This window comes from Paenibacillus sp. MDMC362 (genome assembly GCF_003269305.1).
GTDB lineage: Bacteria > Bacillota > Bacilli > Paenibacillales > Paenibacillaceae > Paenibacillus_AQ.
Map to the genome: position 1 here is coordinate 24,651 of NZ_QLYT01000059.1, position 15,981 is coordinate 40,631.

Genomic DNA, 15,981 nt, shown 5'->3' on the forward strand with positions numbered 1-15,981 from the left:
CTTCATGTGAATACACAAGATAAATCTTCATTTTGGCTTATAATGAGCGCTATCTTTTTCGGTAATTTTCTGGCGGTGCTCAGCATCACGACCATCAACGTGGCTTTTCCCGTTGTCATGGAGCAGTTCGATGCCACGCTGAGCACAACTCAATGGCTGATGGCCGGTTATCTGCTGGCAACGGGCATAGTGGCTCCCATCGTAGGTTACATGGGAGACCAGCTCAGTTATAAGAGGCTGTTTGTCCTGGCCTTGTTGGGCTTTACGCTCTCGTCGCTATTATGCGTTGTAGCCTGGAACATCGAGACTTTGATTGCTTTCCGGATTACGCAAGGCGTGTTCGGCGGGATGATTATCCCGATTACGATGACCATCATTTACCAGGTATTCCCACGGGAGCGGCAAGCCTACGCCATGGGACTATGGAGCCTGGCCTCTATGCTGGCACCGGTGATTGGGCCGACACTTGGCGGATGGCTGGTGCAATATTTTGGATGGAAATCGATTTTCATTCTAAATATTCCGATCGGCCTGATCTCGATGGTCATCGTAAGCAAATTCATTCCTTTTTATCGACTGACCGGGAAGAAGAGGTTCGATTTCCTCGGATTCTTGACGGTGGTGGCGGGGAGCTCTCTTTTGCTGCTCTCCTTCAGCCACGGCAACGACTGGGGTTGGGGATCCTGGAAGACCCTGTCCCTGCTCATCTCCGGAATCTTACTGCTGCTGTTCTTCATTAAGTGGGAGCTGCGGATTTCATCCCCGTTATTGCAGCTTAAAGTATTCAAATTCCCCCGATTTCGGTACAGCTTGATCCTGAACTGCATCGTGACGATATCGCTGTATACGGGAACCTTGCTGGTGCCGCTCTATTTACAGACTGTGCTGAAGCTGTCTCCGATGGATACCGGGCTTATCATGCTGCCGGGCGCGGTTGTCATGGCCGCTGCATCGCCGATTATCGGCAAATTTTATGATCGGATCGGTCCGTTCCGGCTGGTGATCACGGGAGTTCTCATCATTGTGGCTGCCACGCTCGCTTTCAGCGGAATCGGCGTCCATACCTCGGTTCTGTACATTTCCTTGCTGCAGCTGGTTCGCTGCCTCGGCATTGCTTTATGCAATATGCCGTTAACGAACGCAGCAATGAGCGCGGTGTCCAGCGAATATTCAGGCCACGCCTCGTCGATCACGAACTGGGCGCGCCAAGGGCTCGCTTCGTTATCGATCGGCATATTCAGCGCACTGGTGGTATCCAGAACGTCCTACTACTTGGGCGCGGGGGCTTCGACCCAGCGTGCCGCGACAACGATGGGCATTGATGACGTGTTTATGATCGGAACGTTGGTGGCTGTTATTGCCATACCTCTTACATTTTTGTTACGGGTCAAAAAGAAAAAAACGGCTCACCCTGCCGCGCTCTGACCGGTCGTTCATCGGCCATGTTGAGAAGATAATCCCTGCGGCCGTTGAAGCCTGGCGTAAGATAGGGAAACTTGAAAGGTATCAAGCGATTGAATGGGGGTTGTTGAGCTGCATCGTTGGCGTCAAGGACAACCTCAAGCATGGGTAAATAGGACGTTAACGGGTAAGAGGGCAGCTGAAGGGCTGCTCTCTTTTTTTGCATTACACCCTTCAATGGATTGCACGAAATATGACAATGCTGTTCTTTTATTGAAATCGCGGTCTGTGGTAGGGTGAAGTATACGAATGTGCAGGTGGTAGGAGGAGCTTATGGAATTTATACGGAAGCTGTGGATATTCGGTTATCAGCAGGCGTTGTCCTGCATATTTCCGGTTATGATCTTCGGTGCGTTGGGACTGACCAAGGTGGTTGAGATTCCCGGCTTGGCGCGGTATGATCTCATCCTTCTCATATGTGTGCTGGCGCAAATCGGGATGCTGGCGAGCAAGCTGGAGACATGGGATGAGCTGAAGGTCATCTGCGTCTTTCACGTCATCGGTTTGATGCTGGAGCTGTATAAAGTGCATATGGGCTCGTGGTCTTACCCGGAGGAAGGCTGGAGCAAAATCGGCGGCGTCCCGCTGTACAGCGGCTTTATGTACGCCAGTGTGGCCAGTTATATATGCCAGGCATGGCGCCGAATGCATTTGCGTATAACGGGCTGGCCGCTGCCCGTGCTGACCGTGCTGATCAGCGCAGCGATCTATGCCAACTTCTTTACCCATCACTATGTGTGGGATGCACGCTGGCTTCTCACGGCATTGTTATTCGTAGTGTTCGGCAGAACCATGGTGTATTTTGACGTGGACGGAAAAACGCTGCGGATGCCGCTGGTGCTGTCGTTTCTGCTCATTGGCTTTTTTATCTGGATCGCTGAGAACATTTCTACGTTTCTTGGGGCCTGGACTTATCCGGGTCAGGAGCGCACATGGAGCCTTGTGCATATCGGCAAAATCAGCTCGTGGTTTCTGCTGGTCGTGATCAGTGTTATCATTGTAGCTCAGCTGAAGCATCTGAAGCAGGGCAGAGGACCGTCCCAAGGCAATCCGAAGGGGACAGTCATGTGAGTCCAGTTAAGCGGATTTGACCCTTTATTTCTAATCATATATCCTATGGTTAATTAGATGATGGAAAGCTAACGCTGCGACTCGAGCTTAAGGCGAGAGATTTTATATGGACATAGATGTTTGGCATAGGTGAAACACGCGAAGCAGAAGGGAGGAGTATTCACATGAAAAAAAGATCATTGGCGTCTTTGGCAAAAGGCATGGGATACTCCACCGCTGTTTTCTTTGATCCGTCCGATTATGGGAGAAGTGTGTCCAAAATCGGATATTCGGCGATCAAGGATCCTTCCATTCGGTGACCGAATGAGGATGCAGTGGAATGAAACACCACAGGTCGCTAGCTTGTGGTTGCATAGATCGGCATGTACACCACAGGCGCGCTGTGGTGTTTTTTTGTGTTTCTAATGATTCAAACAGAGGAGAGGGATATGGATGTTCATGCAAGGGAAACAGATTTATGTGAAATCGGTAGAAGAATTGGATGTGGACGCACTTCTGAAGCTCGAGAAGGATAACCGGGATTTTTTTCAGCGGTTCACGGGTTTAAGAGAAGAGAGCTTCTACACCCGTCAGGGACAGCTTGAGCGGATTCGAAAGGCCATGGTAGACAGTAAGGCAGATCAAGGGTATGTCTATATGATTGGGCTGCGGGACACCGGAGCGATCATCGGCGAGATTATGCTGACCGAAGTGGTGCGGGGAGATCTGCAAAGCTGCTGGATCGGTTATTTTATGGACCAAGACCATAACGGAAAGGGCTATATGACCGAAGCGGTTCAATTGGTCGTGAGGTTTGCCTTTCAGGAATTGAAGTTTCACCGGATTGAGGCGGGCGTGATGCCGCACAACCGGGCCTCGATCCATGTGCTTTTGAAAGCCGGATTCCATACAGAAGGCATTGCCCGAAAAAACGTGAAAATCAACGGAACGTGGGAAGACCATCAGACGCTGGCTATTTTGAATGAAGCCGATGAGGAGCAGCCGTCTCCAATTCAGCGGTACAATCCACCTGTTATTGCCCCGCCGATCGGGCCTTATACCCATATAACCAAGGTTCCGAGAGGGAGCGAGCTGTTGGTCTTCTCCGGACAGGTGGGAACCGACAGGGAGGGGAACTTGCCGGACGATATGAAGCAGCAGGTGGAGAATACCTTAGTGAACATTGAGAGGTTATTGGCTGCGGAAGCGATGTCGGCGGATCATATCGTCAAAATCAACATTTGGGCGGCTCAGGAGGTCGACTGGGATCATTTCCATCAGGTATGGGAGAAATTCCACGGGGGGAAGGCGCCGGCCATGACGATGGCCTACGTGCCGGCGTTGGCGATGCCGTCCATTCTGGTGGAGATCGAGGTATGGGCAGCGAAGGGATAGCATTGATAGACCGTAAGTAAGAGCTGTAGACTTGGACTGTGGCCGATCATATACAGTAACAAAAAAACCTCCGTGGATTCCTGTTAAGGGCTCACGGAGGTTTGTTAATATGGAGAGGGGCTTATAGATCGTCAAACCCGTTGTCGTCGCCAACTTTGCCGTAGTTACGGGATTTGGCTTCGAAGAAGTCGGTCTTCGTCGCGTTGAGGGCTTCATCGGAGAAAGGCTTGATCCATGGCATGCAGTTAACGTCCACGCCTTCATAAGCTTTTTCCAGACCCATCATGGTGATACGACGGTTCGCGATGTACTTGATGTAATCGCCCAATTCATTCAGATCGATGCCGCGCACATTGCTGAGTGTGTAGTGAGCCCAGTTGGTCTCAAGCTCAACAGCACGGTCAATGGTGCGATACAGGTAGTCGATGTTCTCTTTCGTGTTCAGCTCAGGGAAGTCCTTGAGCAGCTGCTTGAACACTTCGGCGAAGAAGTAACAGTGCTGGTTCTCGTCACGCTGAATATAGGAAATCATCTGGCTGGTTGCCATCATCTTCTGGTCACGGGCCAAGTTGTAGAAGAAGGCAAACGTGCTGTAGAAGAAGATGCCTTCCAGGATCAGGTCCGCGACCATGGCTTCGAAGAAGGACTGCGGCGACGGATTGTCACGGAAGTTTTGATAGATGTCCGAAATGAACTGATTGCGCTCTAGCAGAACCGGATCATGCTTCCAGTACTCGAAGATTTCCTTCTGTTCCTGATCCGAAACGATGGAAGAGAGCACATAGGAATAGGATTGGTTGTGAACCACCTCTTGCTGACCGATGATAGCCGAGATGGCTTCGAGCGACGAATCCGTGAAGTAACGCTTCACGTCGCTGACAAACATCGTCTGCATGGAATCCAGAACAGCCAGCAGAGAAATGTTGATCTTGAAGGTGCGCTGCTCTTCAGGGTCCAGGCGCGGGAACTGCTGCGCATCCTTAGACATCGGAATCTCGTCCGCGATCCAGTGGTTCAGCAGCAGGACCTTGTACAGCTTATACATATGAGGCATCCGAATGTCGTTCCAGTTCAAGATCCCGGAGCATTCACCTTCAATGACGCGAGTGGAGCGGTTGGGTGCTTCGGTGTTAAATATCTTTTGCATTTGCATGCCAATTTTCTCTCCTTGTATATCATAGTAGGGCGGCGCAGAGGCGAAGCTGAGGGATATTGGTCCAGCGTATTCACGGGACGGGTATCCATCTCCAGCCGCTTGTTGTCCGCCCTTTGCCTGAATGTATCGTAAAGGTTGCAAAGGGCTCCCAAAGGCGGACGTAAACTCTTCCGATTGGACACCCTTACCCTTGCAGTCTTCTATTTAGAAAGCTTATCCACTCCTGCTATGCGGGAACACCCGCATGCAGCCAACTCATTGACCCCGCACCACATGAGAAGCGATTCCCAAGGGAGAGCGATCCCAGCAGGCAGTAACTCAAAAAACGTACGAAGCAACTCATTCGTCTCCGCACTAAATTCCAGCGTTCCCGAAGGGAGAAAGCGCTTCTAGCCACCAAAGTAACGTAGAAGCGCACATTCACACTTTGAACCCCTTCCGGGTGTCCAGAGGGCAGAGCCCTTGGGGCCCTCCCTTGGAAGGGAGGGTTTGGGCGGGTTCGAAAAAGGTTAGACTAAACTCTTAGCTTGCGCACGACTCGCACTCTTCAATCGTCAGCGCACGGCTGCGTACATAGTACGTGGACTTGATACCGGCTTTCCAAGCATGCAGGTGCAGCTCCAGGAATTCCGAAGCACGGATATCTGGGCGGACATACAGGTTAAAGCTTTGTGCCTGGTCAACGTGACGCTGACGGGCGGCAGCCATCTTGATGGACCAATGCTGATCGATCAAGAAAGCCGTTTTATAGTACCAGATCGTTTTTTCGGACAGATCCGGAGCCGGGTTAGCCACTTTATAGGTGGTTTTTTCTTCATAAGAAAGAAGTTCGTACAATGGATCGATGCTCGCCGTGGAACCGGCAATGATCGATGTAGAGCCGTTCGGTGCGATGGCAAACAGCCATGCGTTACGGACACCGTTCGCTTGCACTTCTTGCTGCAGTTCGCGCCATTGTTCGGTGGTTACGAACTTGCCTTCATGCTCGCCGTCAGTGTAACCGCGGAACGTGAAGTACTCGCCGCTCTCCCAGTCGGAGCCTTTGAATTTCGGATAATGTCCTTTTTCCTTGGCCAGCTCCATGCTGGATTTAACGAGCAGGTAGTTGATGTGCTCATACAGGTTGTCATTATAGGCAACGGCTTCGTCGGATTCCCAGCGGATCCCTTCCAGCGCCAGCAGGTGGTGCAGACCGAAAGTGCCGAGACCGACCGCACGATATTGACTGTTGGTATATTGAGCTTGCAGAACTTCAATATTGTTAATGTCGATGACGTTATCCAGCATGCGAACCTGGATTGGAACGAGACGCTCCAGCACACCGGCAGGTACAGCACGAGCCAAGTGGATGGAGTTCAGGTTGCAGACAACGAAATCGCCAGGGATTTTGGAAATGACGATCCGGGTTTGTCCGTCTTTCGTAACCAGCTCCTCTTGTTCAACGACTGTCGGAGATTGGTTCTGCATGATCTCCGTGCACAGGTTGGAAGAGTAGATCATGCCATGCGCAGAGTTCGGGTTCGCACGGTTGACCGTGTCGCGGTAGAACATGTACGGTGTACCCGTTTCAAGCTGGGATTTCATGATACGCTTCATAATGTCGATGGCTTGTACCGTAATGCGCGGCAGCAGCGGGTTCGCCACGGCTTCCGCATACTTTTGACGGAATTCGCCTTCGCCTTGTCCTTGATCATAGAAGTCTTCCAGGCCCAGCGGACGGCCATTCTCGTCTTTCCAGCCCATGACTTTCTTCACTTCATGCGGACAGAACAGGCTCCACTCTTCACGTGCTTCTACAGCCTCCATGAACAGGTCAGGCAGACATACGCCATGGAACACGTCATGTGCTCTCATACGCTCGTCACCGTTGTTCAGCTTCAGATCCAGGAAGGACAAAATGTCTTTGTGGAACACATCCAGATAAACCGCGATGGCACCTTTACGAGTTCCCAATTGGTCAACGCTGACAGCGGTGTTGTTCAACTGGCGAATCCAAGGGATAACGCCGGAGCTGGTGTTCTTGTGACCGCGGATGTCAGAGCCGCGTGCACGGACTTTACCGAGGTATACCCCGATGCCGCCGCCCATTTTGCTGAGGCGGGCGATATCCGTATTGGAATCGAAGATTCCTTCCAGGGAGTCGTCTACGGTATCGATGAAGCAGCTGGAAAGCTGGCCGGCTACCTTTTTGCCTGCATTGGACATTGTCGGCGTAGCGGCTGTCATATACAGGTTACTCATGGCCCAGTAGGCTTCTTTGACAAGGTCAAGACGCTTGTCGGCAGGCTCGTTATGCATGAGGAACATCGCGATGACCATGTAGCGCTCTTGCGGAAGTTCCATAACGCGACCGTCAAAATCGTTTGCCAGGTAACGCTCAGCCAGCGTCAACAGACCGATGTAATCAAACAGCAGATCTCGGCTTGGATCGATGCACTCGCCGAGTTCTTCGATTTGTTCTTTGGTATAGCTGGTCAGAAGGTCCTCGCGATAGATGCCTTTTTGTACAAGCTCCGTAATGAGCGGATAGAAGGCACCGTATGGTTCTTCAGGGTAGGCTTTGTATCGGCGGTTGGTGGCCGCTTTTTTATATAAAGAGGTCAGAAACGAACGCGCAGCTGCAAACTTCCAATTCGGCTCCTCTTTGGTGACAAGCTCAAGGGCGGACATCGTGAAGGCGTTGCTGATTTCTTCGCCGGTAACTTGCTCACCGCGCAATTTGGCATTGACGCCGCGGAGCAGGCGCTCTTTATCGAGCATGTCCAATCCTTTCAGAGTACGGTCGGCATATACGGAGAGGCGAATTTCATCAAAGGCGAGCTGACGGTTGTTCGGTTTAACTACGAGCTGGGGCATGAATAAATTCCTCGCTTTCTTCGGGGGAAATATGAAAAAGGACATCAAAAAAACATTTTCTAAAACCCGCGGGCAGGCTTGAAAATGTCCGTGCGCTGTGATTCGAAAATGACGTTTGCCATAAGCCCATGAACGGGCATGATGTTATGTACAGACGCAAGTTTAACGAACACTTACCTAAAACCCCGTAGGTTGGTGTCTACTGCATATAGGCAGGTCTCCTGACTCGAGCTTCTTCCCTCGGCATTGCCTTTCCGAGGGTTCCTCGGTGGCATATGTCGTACGTGGATGGCTGATAGATCATAAACAGCCGTAGAGCCCTTACAGTGGCGGGACCGTGATGGATTTACACCATGCTTCCCTATTAAGCCGGACTGCCTTATAGGTTGATCCGGCACCTATATACACTATATTTGGTTGTTGTTAATCTAATTTAACCCAATATATTGTGTTTGTAAACCATATTCTTAAAATTGAACGCAAAATGAATTATAGCAAACGAGCGGTCATTGTGCCAGTTAAGAAACTGCCAAAAGGCCATAACATTTCCTGAATTGTGACCAAATGCGACCTTTTCTGAGCAGATACCACGTATATTATCGTTTTGACAAAATAGGATATATTCGTATGGACGAAACGAGGGAGGTACACCATATCTTGTGTGAAGCTAAAGACAGACGGACTTTGATATGGAGGGCCAGAATTGTTATGATAACAGTATTCGGGAGTTTAGAGCATTCCATATAGATGAGATGGGAACGAGGGAGGTTTTCAAAATGGCGATAGCGGAGGTAACGGTGATTCCGATCGGAACCGCAACAACGAGTTTGAGCTCTTATGTTGCCGAGATGCAGCGTGTATTGAAACAACAGGAGGGAATATCCTATGAGCTGACTTCGATGAGCACCATCATCGAGGGAGACCTTAACATGATCTGGCGGGCAATTGAGGCTTTGCATGAAGCGCCTTTTCTGTCCGGTGCGCAGCGCGTATCGACTTCCGTGAAGATCGATGACCGCAGGGATCGAGTTTCCTCAAGCAAACAGAAGATCCAATCCGTGCAGGAGAAATTAGGCGGGTAATTGCGCCAGTTTCGGGGGATATTCCCTAAGAATTGGGCTTGCATTTTGCTGCTGAAGTATTATAATAATTTTTGTTGTTTCGTGAGGAATAACATCGAACCACATGTGCTGGTGTAGCTCAGGGGTAGAGCAACGCACTCGTAATGCGTAGGTCGGGGGTTCAATTCCCTTCACCAGCATCTTCATAAAGTCAACAACGGCGCGGTTTTCTGAGTTTTCGGAATCGCGCCATTTTTGTTGTTTAACCCGTTCTTCTACTATTTTTCTACCCTTTAGTCTAGTAAAGTGGGTTTTTCGTCCTCGATTTGCTTCCCTAAGATTGAGTCACCAATTGTATTTAGAACAGCTTCTTGCAAGTTGGGCAGCACGTGGGAATAGGTATCTAATGTAATACTTGCTCCCTTTTTTGGCGATATGTCCTCTCATCAAAGATCCTCCTTAAAAATCTTCTCCATAAAACTGCAGCAATTGCTCGATATCTTTCCTTTGCACGAAGGCAGAATTATAGTACCTACTGGCAGGATGACTGAGCTTTAAGCTGATCCGTCTGTCCATCGTGTAATCCAAATCATGAAACTTTACAGGTTTACTGTCTGTGAAATTCATAAGCTGGCCATCCTCAACTAACTCAAATGGACCATCCAAGGAGAAGATAAGTTCCTCTCGAGTATGTAAAGTTTCATAGTCTACATGAATGATAAATTGTGAGGGGAGATCAAATCATCATGAGCGGAGGAGTTCAGGAAGGTTCCGAACTCCCGGAATGGATGCAAGACCAGCAGCATGAGGAAAAATCGGATGGGCAGGAAATGACCTTCGAGGAAGCTGATCAAAAGTCGCAGCGAACGGCACCTCTGATTCTGAGGAAAGCCAGTTATCCAGCGATGAAGAGATTAGCAAGGAGGAGCTGGAACGGTTCTTCCTGAAAGAACGCCTCTTTTGAAGATATTCCATTGGATTTCCCGTTGTTCTTGGAAAAAAGTCTGAGTGAGGGTAAGACATGGGTTGAGATTTCAAAAAAATGCTGGCATTCCTTCCAGCCAAATTCAGCCGAAGTGGAAGAAGTATAAGGAAAAGGTCACAAAAATGATAAAGGCGGCGGAGCCGCTTAATAGAGACCAGGGTCACAATCCCGGTTGATTCAGGCCGGGGTACCTAAATACACGGTTAATGTTAAAAGAACCAATCAAGTTTAATCCCGGTAGCTAAAAATTAATAAAATCCAACCCCAGAGAATCAATAAACGGAAGGGGCGGCGATGGCGTGGGGACAAGGAGAATTCTTTCCAAAAGCAAAACGAAGCGGAGATCCAGCGTACAAAATTCCTGCTCGTAAAATATAAAGAGATGGCAATGCTCATGCAGGATTTTGAAAAATTCGAAGACGATTTAAAACAGCGGTCGTTGATGGCAAAGTTGCTCGCCGCATCGATCAGGAGGATCTTCATGCTGATAAGACTGCCAACACTACGATTCTGATAGAAAAGCAGCGTTGGGTGTATCAACGGTATCGGTTCTATACGCAGCAGCTTGAAAGGGCTTTTGGTTTGATACTTCAGGGAACCTAGAGTATGGCCAATACGTTGAAACTAATGGGGTTCTTTGAGCAGGATCATGAGGAGTTTTAAGAATAGGAAAGTAAAAAAAACTGTCCTCATCGTACAGCTTTTTTGTTCTATATTTAAAATAAACGTTTTCTAAAAAATATGACCAATGTCCTATTATCATCATACTTTTCCTAAAAACGACAAATAGAAAGAAATAACTACGAAAAATGAGTCTCGAGATCCTAACTTATGATTCTCTTATAATATAATTTAAATCTAATGGTTAATTTTCTCAAAAAATACATGCTCGTACGATAAAGGCAAACCCATTGAAAAATGGGGACGCAAAGCTACAGGGGCTAACGGATTTACTGAAATCCTATGTCAGCCAGCTATCGAATACGACGGAAACCTCCGTCTGCTTTAGGACGGAGGTTTTCTTTTTGAGATATTTAAAATTTGAATTAGTGATAGTCGGGGCTTTTAGCTTTGTCTATAGATAATGATGATAAACGAGGGGGGAAAAAAGTAAAGGCAGTTGAGGCGAATGAAAAATACATATGAATGCCTCCCCATTTGAATTGAGAACTGATAGAGTCACATCATGAAAAATCTCGAATGTCTGCTATTATCAGCTAACTTTAATGCTTTAGGCTCTAGAAAAAAGACTTCGTGATTGAACTTAAATAGGAGGTTGAAAAATGAACCTGCGGTTAATGAAACGGGCTGCTATCACAGCGGCGACAGCTTTAATAGTCAGCAACTGGCTGCCATTTGCGCCGCTTGGGATTCAAACAACATTTGCAGATCCAACTCAGAATTCATGCGGGAATAGGGTTGCTTTAGTTAACGGTAGTTTTGAAGAGCCAGCAAATAATAGACCTTTCCCTGATCCTACTGCCCCTTCTGGTGTATATTCGTTAATTCATGAGGATGAAGTCCCCGGGTGGGAAACAACAGCGTCTGATCATTTACTGCAGATAGAGAGGTATGAAAATGGTTATGTAAATATCTCTCGTGCGCATGGAAATCAATTTGCAGAATTGAATGCAATGGAAGCATCCACCTTATATCAAGATGTGAAAACGACACCGGGACAAACGATTTATTGGCGGTTAGCCCACAGGGGAGATCAAGGTATAGACACGATGCAAGTTAAAATCGGTCCATCCACTGTATCAATCGGAGATTTAAATACCGTGAGAGAAATAAGCTCCGGGAATAAAGAATGGACGTATTATTCCGGTACGTATACCGTTCCAGCTGGGCAGGAGGTAACACGCTTCGCGTTTGAATCGGTTAGTAGTGCCGATGGAAGACAAGATGCAGGGAACTTCTTAGACGACATCTTCCTTGATACAGAACCATGTGGTGTTGTAACAAAGTCCGTAGACCCCGTTGACAATGTACAAGAAGGGGATGTCTTAACTTACACCGTTAACTTTAAAAATGACGGTGGAGACGATTCGGGCAACACAGTATTTACGGATAACATTCCTGAGGGAACCGAATACGTCCCTGGATCTTTAGAGATTGTATCGGGCCCGAATGCCGGTCAGTTGACCGATGCAGGCGGCGATGACCAAGGGGAATTTATTGCAAGTGAAAATCGGATTGTCGTTCGGTTAGGGAACGGAGCGGACGGAAGCCAGGCAGGCAGAATTCCGAACGTCGACGTCTTACCTGACGGGACAACGGTCCAATTCAAAGTTAAAATCCTCTCGAAATACAAAACGACTGCCGTCTCCAACCAAGCGACTGTGGAGTACGACAATTTGTTGTCAGGGGATCATGAAACCCGGAATTCCAACGGTGTTACGGTCGATGTGAATCGTCCGCCGATCGCGCCGGATTTCGAAGAAACGACATGGAAGAACACAACCGTAACCGGAAGCGTATACGGCGTGGACGGAAATGGCGATTCACTTACGTTCAACAAAGGAAGCGATCCAACAAACGGTTCGGTAACCGTCAATCCGGACGGAACGTGGACGTATGTACCGGATCCTGATTTTACCGGAACCGATAGCTTTGAGGTTACGGTAAGCGACGGCAAAGGTGGGACCTCTACTTCGACGGTGACGATTCACGTAGAAGACCCGCCAAACCAAGCGCCTGTGACTAAAAATTATGAAGTAACGACGGAGAAGGATACATCGGTAACTGGCAGTGTTTATGGAACCGATCCGGATGGAGATACGCTTACGTTTGTCATCGAAAGTAATCCGAAGCATGGTTCGGTGATCGTCAATCCGGACGGAACATGGGAGTACGTGCCGGATCCCGGATATGTAGGTCCGGATATTTTTACAGTCACGGTGAGCGACGGTAAGGGCGGAGTTACGACATCGACGGTGACTGTGGATGTAACGGACAAGCCGAATAACCCTCCAGTATCTTCTGGTAAAGAAGTAACAACGGAAAAAGGCACTTCCGTGACCGGTGATGTGTATGGCACCGACCCGGATGGTGATCCATTGACGTATACCCCAGGCAAGCAACCGGGGAACGGAACAGTCATTGTGAATTCAGACGGAAGCTGGAAGTATACCCCAGATCCTGACTTTGTCGGCGAGGATAGCTTCACGGTTATCGTTGAAGATGGCAGGGGCGGCAAAACTGAGGTTGAGATTATCGTTGATGTGACGGAAACAACGACTCCACCACCAACAAATCAACCTCCAGTATCTCCGGATAAGGAAGTGACTACGGACAAAGGTACATCCGTAACGGGCGATGTTTATGGTACGGATCCGGATGGAGATCAGCTGACATATATCCCAGGCAAACAACCGGGGAACGGAAGCGTAATTGTGAATCCGGACGGAAGCTGGACCTATACTCCAGATCCTGACTTTGTTGGCGAAGACAGCTTCACCGTCATTGTAGATGATGGCAAGGGTAACAAGACAGAGGTTACAGTTACCATTCGAGTAACAGAGCCGAATACACCGCCAACAGATCCAGGGAATGGTACGAACCCGACAGATCCAGGGAATGGTACGAACCCGACAGATCCGGGTAACGGCACGAACCCAACGGATCCAGGTAACGGAACTAACCCAACAGATCCGGGTAACGGCACGAACCCAACAGATCCCGGCAATGGTACGAACCCAACGGATCCAGGTAACGGAACTAACCCAACAGATCCGGGCAATGGTACAAATCCAACGGATCCAGGTAACGGTACAACTCCTGAGGATTCTGGAGATGGGGCTGGCCAGTCAGACTCTGCACAAGATAACAACGAAATGATCGCAGGAGAATCTGGTGGAATTCCTTCATCTGCAGACCAATCTGGTACACCTCAAGGCAACAAGTTGCCGAATACATCAACAAACCTCTTCAACTTGGGACTTGCAGGACTCATCGCCTTGTGCGCTGGCTTGGTTCTCATGTTCAGAAAAAGAAAGCTTAATTGACGAAAGAAAGCAAACACTATTCCTTTTGGGAAGGTGTTTGCTTTTCTTTTTTAATTGAGAATTAAGTAGAGCGCCGAATATTTAGATAAAGAGAATAAAGACAAGCATGAACTACATGAAGACAGCATTCCACCCCGTTAGCTTAATGATCCGTACTTCTACCTATGACAAGGTTCACCATAATGTACCTAAGCACAAAGTGTTATTTGTCCACAGGCTGGTAGAAAGAAGGTGAAGACAATGACGATTGTTTACAGCAAAAAGACTTTCCCGCCGCCCCTATACGACCAGGAAATCGGCATGATGATGACCGACTTTGTATGAAGGGGAACACGCCGAGATCTTTCCCAGGGTAAGGGCAGTCGCAAAGGAAACCCGAATCGTTCGACGTCGCAATGGGATTCGATCTTGGCAACAGGTCGAGAAGGTGTTCAGCTCGGATCGCCGGCGGATCTCCTGAAGGACGAGGGAGTAAGCAAATAAAGGAGGCTTATTACTGGACGGATTACTAGTATCTTTTATGGTACTTTTTAAACTGGAATGCTGGATATCAGTACAGCTCCTTCCAAGCGAATGGGCATGTCAATCAAGTAAATCAAAAAGGAACAGTTACCTAACAGCTGCTCCTTATTTGAATTCATCCTATTTTGAGGAATCGTCTTTTAAAAAGATTCCGTAATCAAGAATTATTTGCAAAGTCTTTGGACCGATGTTCTTCTTTTCTCGTGCAATTTGAGATTCATCGAAAATGCTTTGTTTACCTACCCGGATGAAATCCCCGAATTTTGTCACAATCTTATCAATACTGTTGAGCTCTTTTTGATGATAGTATTCTGACTCTTCCATCTACATTGTTTGGGTTAAGGCCTACCCAACAGTGACACCTTCCTATAGATGGTTATAGTGTACGTGAATCATCAAAATGAGGAATGGATTGGTGTCATAGTGAACTTGAATTAGGTGAGTGGTGAGGGCGAAAGAAGTTTGCTATAGAAAGCCAGATAGAAAATGACACAAAAAAAGAAACTACGGGCTAGATGCCAGCAGATTCCTTTTTTCGTCTAGTCGTATTAATCGACTTACATGCTTTATTTCCTCTAACGGAACCCAGACTGGCCCATAAGCACTCCGCATCTTTAACCGATCTGTACAAGAATCGGGTATGCCTTGTAATGCTTCACCATTGATAAGGTATACCGTCACGATTTGCTTTTTCTGAATGGCTATTTTTAGTTCTTTATCCCACATCTGATTGATCACGCACCCATGACAAAAGTAATGATGTCAGTATATCAAAGTCAGGTAATACTTACTATGATTCATTTGAACACGTGTAGATGCTAACTGGAAAAATGGGGTTTACTTTAGAGGCTGGCTTTGCCGGTGCAGTTAAAGATGAGGGTGATGGAGGGACCGATCTTGACCAAGGGGGACTCTGAGATGATGAAAGGAATCATAAAATCCCGCTCGAATGAGCAGGATTTTATGATATTGCTTCAACGTTCTCTTTAATGGCGTTCAGGATTGCGACGTCTCAGACCCACGAGGCCGGCAAGACCGAGTAAACCGAGCCAACCCCAGTCTGTATCGTTGTCATTGCCTACAGCATTCGTGTTATAGCCGTTTGTGTTCACATTATTGGTTCTCATATCGTTTGAATTCATGTTGTTGTTTTCTGCAAAAGCAGGAACCACAAGAATCAAAGCAATACTTATACCGGCTAAAAATGTGGCAAGGATTTTCTTCACGATTTGAACTCCTTTCCGTAATATTGTTGATTATTTAGTGGAACAGGTACCAGAATTATGGTGCCCTTTACGGAAATTATTATTCGTTACTAAGCAACGAAGGACGTATCTCAAAAAAGACAGAAAAGCACCCCAGAACATGGCTAAAAAGTAATCTCATCTTCGATAGTTCTTGTTTTTATATAAAATATGTACTTCACTATTACCTCTTGCCTTTGTGTTATCAGATGCGCGTACATACTATGTATTATTCCAATTGGGA

The 15,981-nt window shown here is 47.8% G+C and carries 10 protein-coding genes, 1 tRNA gene and 2 riboswitches; of the genes, 8 read left to right on the forward strand and 3 right to left on the reverse strand.

Annotated elements, in window-relative coordinates; all coding sequences use genetic code 11:
• Positions 1-6 precede the first annotated feature (6 nt).
• The 4 genes from DP091_RS25565 (at position 7) to DP091_RS25575 (ending at position 3,906) form a co-directional block, all read left to right on the forward strand.
• Positions 7-1,425, forward strand: a complete 1,419-nt coding sequence (locus DP091_RS25565) for an MDR family MFS transporter (RefSeq protein ID WP_113060914.1) — start codon at positions 7-9, stop codon at positions 1,423-1,425.
• Positions 1,426-1,734: 309 nt separating this feature from the next.
• Positions 1,735-2,532, forward strand: coding sequence for a DUF817 domain-containing protein (locus DP091_RS25570; RefSeq protein ID WP_113060916.1), 798 nt, complete (start codon positions 1,735-1,737; stop codon positions 2,530-2,532).
• Positions 2,533-2,696: 164 nt separating this feature from the next.
• A complete protein-coding gene (locus tag DP091_RS32090) occupies positions 2,697-2,831 on the forward strand; it encodes a hypothetical protein (protein ID WP_256720505.1) in 135 nt (44 codons plus the stop codon).
• Positions 2,832-2,964: 133 nt separating this feature from the next.
• Positions 2,965-3,906, forward strand: coding sequence for a GNAT family N-acetyltransferase (locus tag DP091_RS25575; RefSeq protein ID WP_113060918.1), 942 nt, complete (start codon positions 2,965-2,967; stop codon positions 3,904-3,906).
• Positions 3,907-4,027: 121 nt separating this feature from the next.
• On the opposite strand, the gene DP091_RS25580 is transcribed toward DP091_RS25575, so the two are convergent.
• Both DP091_RS25580 and DP091_RS25585 read right to left on the reverse strand, forming a co-directional pair.
• The gene (locus DP091_RS25580) at positions 4,028-5,059 is read right to left on the reverse strand and encodes a ribonucleotide-diphosphate reductase subunit beta (protein ID WP_071222122.1); all 1,032 of its coding nucleotides are present in this window, start codon (positions 5,057-5,059) and stop codon (positions 4,028-4,030) included.
• Positions 5,060-5,584: 525 nt separating this feature from the next.
• The gene (locus DP091_RS25585; RefSeq protein WP_113060920.1) at positions 5,585-7,918 is read right to left on the reverse strand and encodes a ribonucleoside-diphosphate reductase subunit alpha; all 2,334 of its coding nucleotides are present in this window, start codon (positions 7,916-7,918) and stop codon (positions 5,585-5,587) included.
• A 194-nt stretch (positions 7,919-8,112) separates the two neighbouring features.
• Positions 8,113-8,335: riboswitch (cobalamin riboswitch) on the reverse strand.
• 359 nt (positions 8,336-8,694) lie between these two features.
• Here DP091_RS25585 and DP091_RS25590 point away from each other — a divergent pair.
• The 4 genes from DP091_RS25590 (at position 8,695) to DP091_RS25615 (ending at position 13,971) form a co-directional block, all read left to right on the forward strand.
• Entirely contained in the window at positions 8,695-9,000 is a 306-nt protein-coding gene (locus DP091_RS25590; RefSeq protein ID WP_113060922.1) for an MTH1187 family thiamine-binding protein, read from the forward strand.
• 107 nt (positions 9,001-9,107) lie between these two features.
• Positions 9,108-9,179: transfer RNA gene (locus DP091_RS25595), tRNA-Thr, on the forward strand.
• 546 nt (positions 9,180-9,725) lie between these two features.
• Positions 9,726-9,926: a hypothetical protein gene (locus DP091_RS25605; protein ID WP_113060924.1), complete on the forward strand. Its 201-nt coding sequence runs from the start codon at positions 9,726-9,728 to the stop codon at positions 9,924-9,926.
• Between the two features lie 929 nt (positions 9,927-10,855).
• A riboswitch (cyclic di-GMP riboswitch) is annotated at positions 10,856-10,946 on the forward strand.
• Between the two features lie 799 nt (positions 10,947-11,745).
• Positions 11,746-13,971 carry a DUF11 domain-containing protein gene (locus tag DP091_RS25615; protein ID WP_181469921.1) on the forward strand — a complete coding sequence of 742 codons (2,226 nt, stop codon included), beginning with the start codon at positions 11,746-11,748 and terminating at the stop codon, positions 13,969-13,971.
• A gap of 1,508 nt (positions 13,972-15,479) precedes the next feature.
• Here DP091_RS25615 and DP091_RS25625 read toward each other — a convergent pair.
• Positions 15,480-15,719, reverse strand: a complete 240-nt coding sequence (locus DP091_RS25625) for a WGxxGxxG family protein (protein ID WP_071222116.1) — start codon at positions 15,717-15,719, stop codon at positions 15,480-15,482.
• Between the last annotated feature and the right edge of the window lie 262 nt (positions 15,720-15,981).

What these genes read in the sequence shown, in the direction of transcription:
- DP091_RS25570 (WP_113060916.1), top strand. Translation starts at nt 1,735, where the DNA reads ATGGAATTTATACGGAAGCTGTGGATATTCGGTTATCAGCAGGCGTTG.
- DP091_RS32090 (WP_256720505.1), top strand. Translation starts at nt 2,697, where the DNA reads ATGAAAAAAAGATCATTGGCGTCTTTGGCAAAAGGCATGGGATACTCC.
- DP091_RS25575 (WP_113060918.1), top strand. Translation starts at nt 2,965, where the DNA reads ATGTTCATGCAAGGGAAACAGATTTATGTGAAATCGGTAGAAGAATTG.
- DP091_RS25580 (WP_071222122.1), bottom strand. Translation starts at nt 5,059, where the DNA reads ATGCAAATGCAAAAGATATTTAACACCGAAGCACCCAACCGCTCCACT.
- DP091_RS25585 (WP_113060920.1), bottom strand. Translation starts at nt 7,918, where the DNA reads ATGCCCCAGCTCGTAGTTAAACCGAACAACCGTCAGCTCGCCTTTGAT.
- DP091_RS25590 (WP_113060922.1), top strand. Translation starts at nt 8,695, where the DNA reads ATGGCGATAGCGGAGGTAACGGTGATTCCGATCGGAACCGCAACAACG.
- DP091_RS25605 (WP_113060924.1), top strand. Translation starts at nt 9,726, where the DNA reads ATGAGCGGAGGAGTTCAGGAAGGTTCCGAACTCCCGGAATGGATGCAA.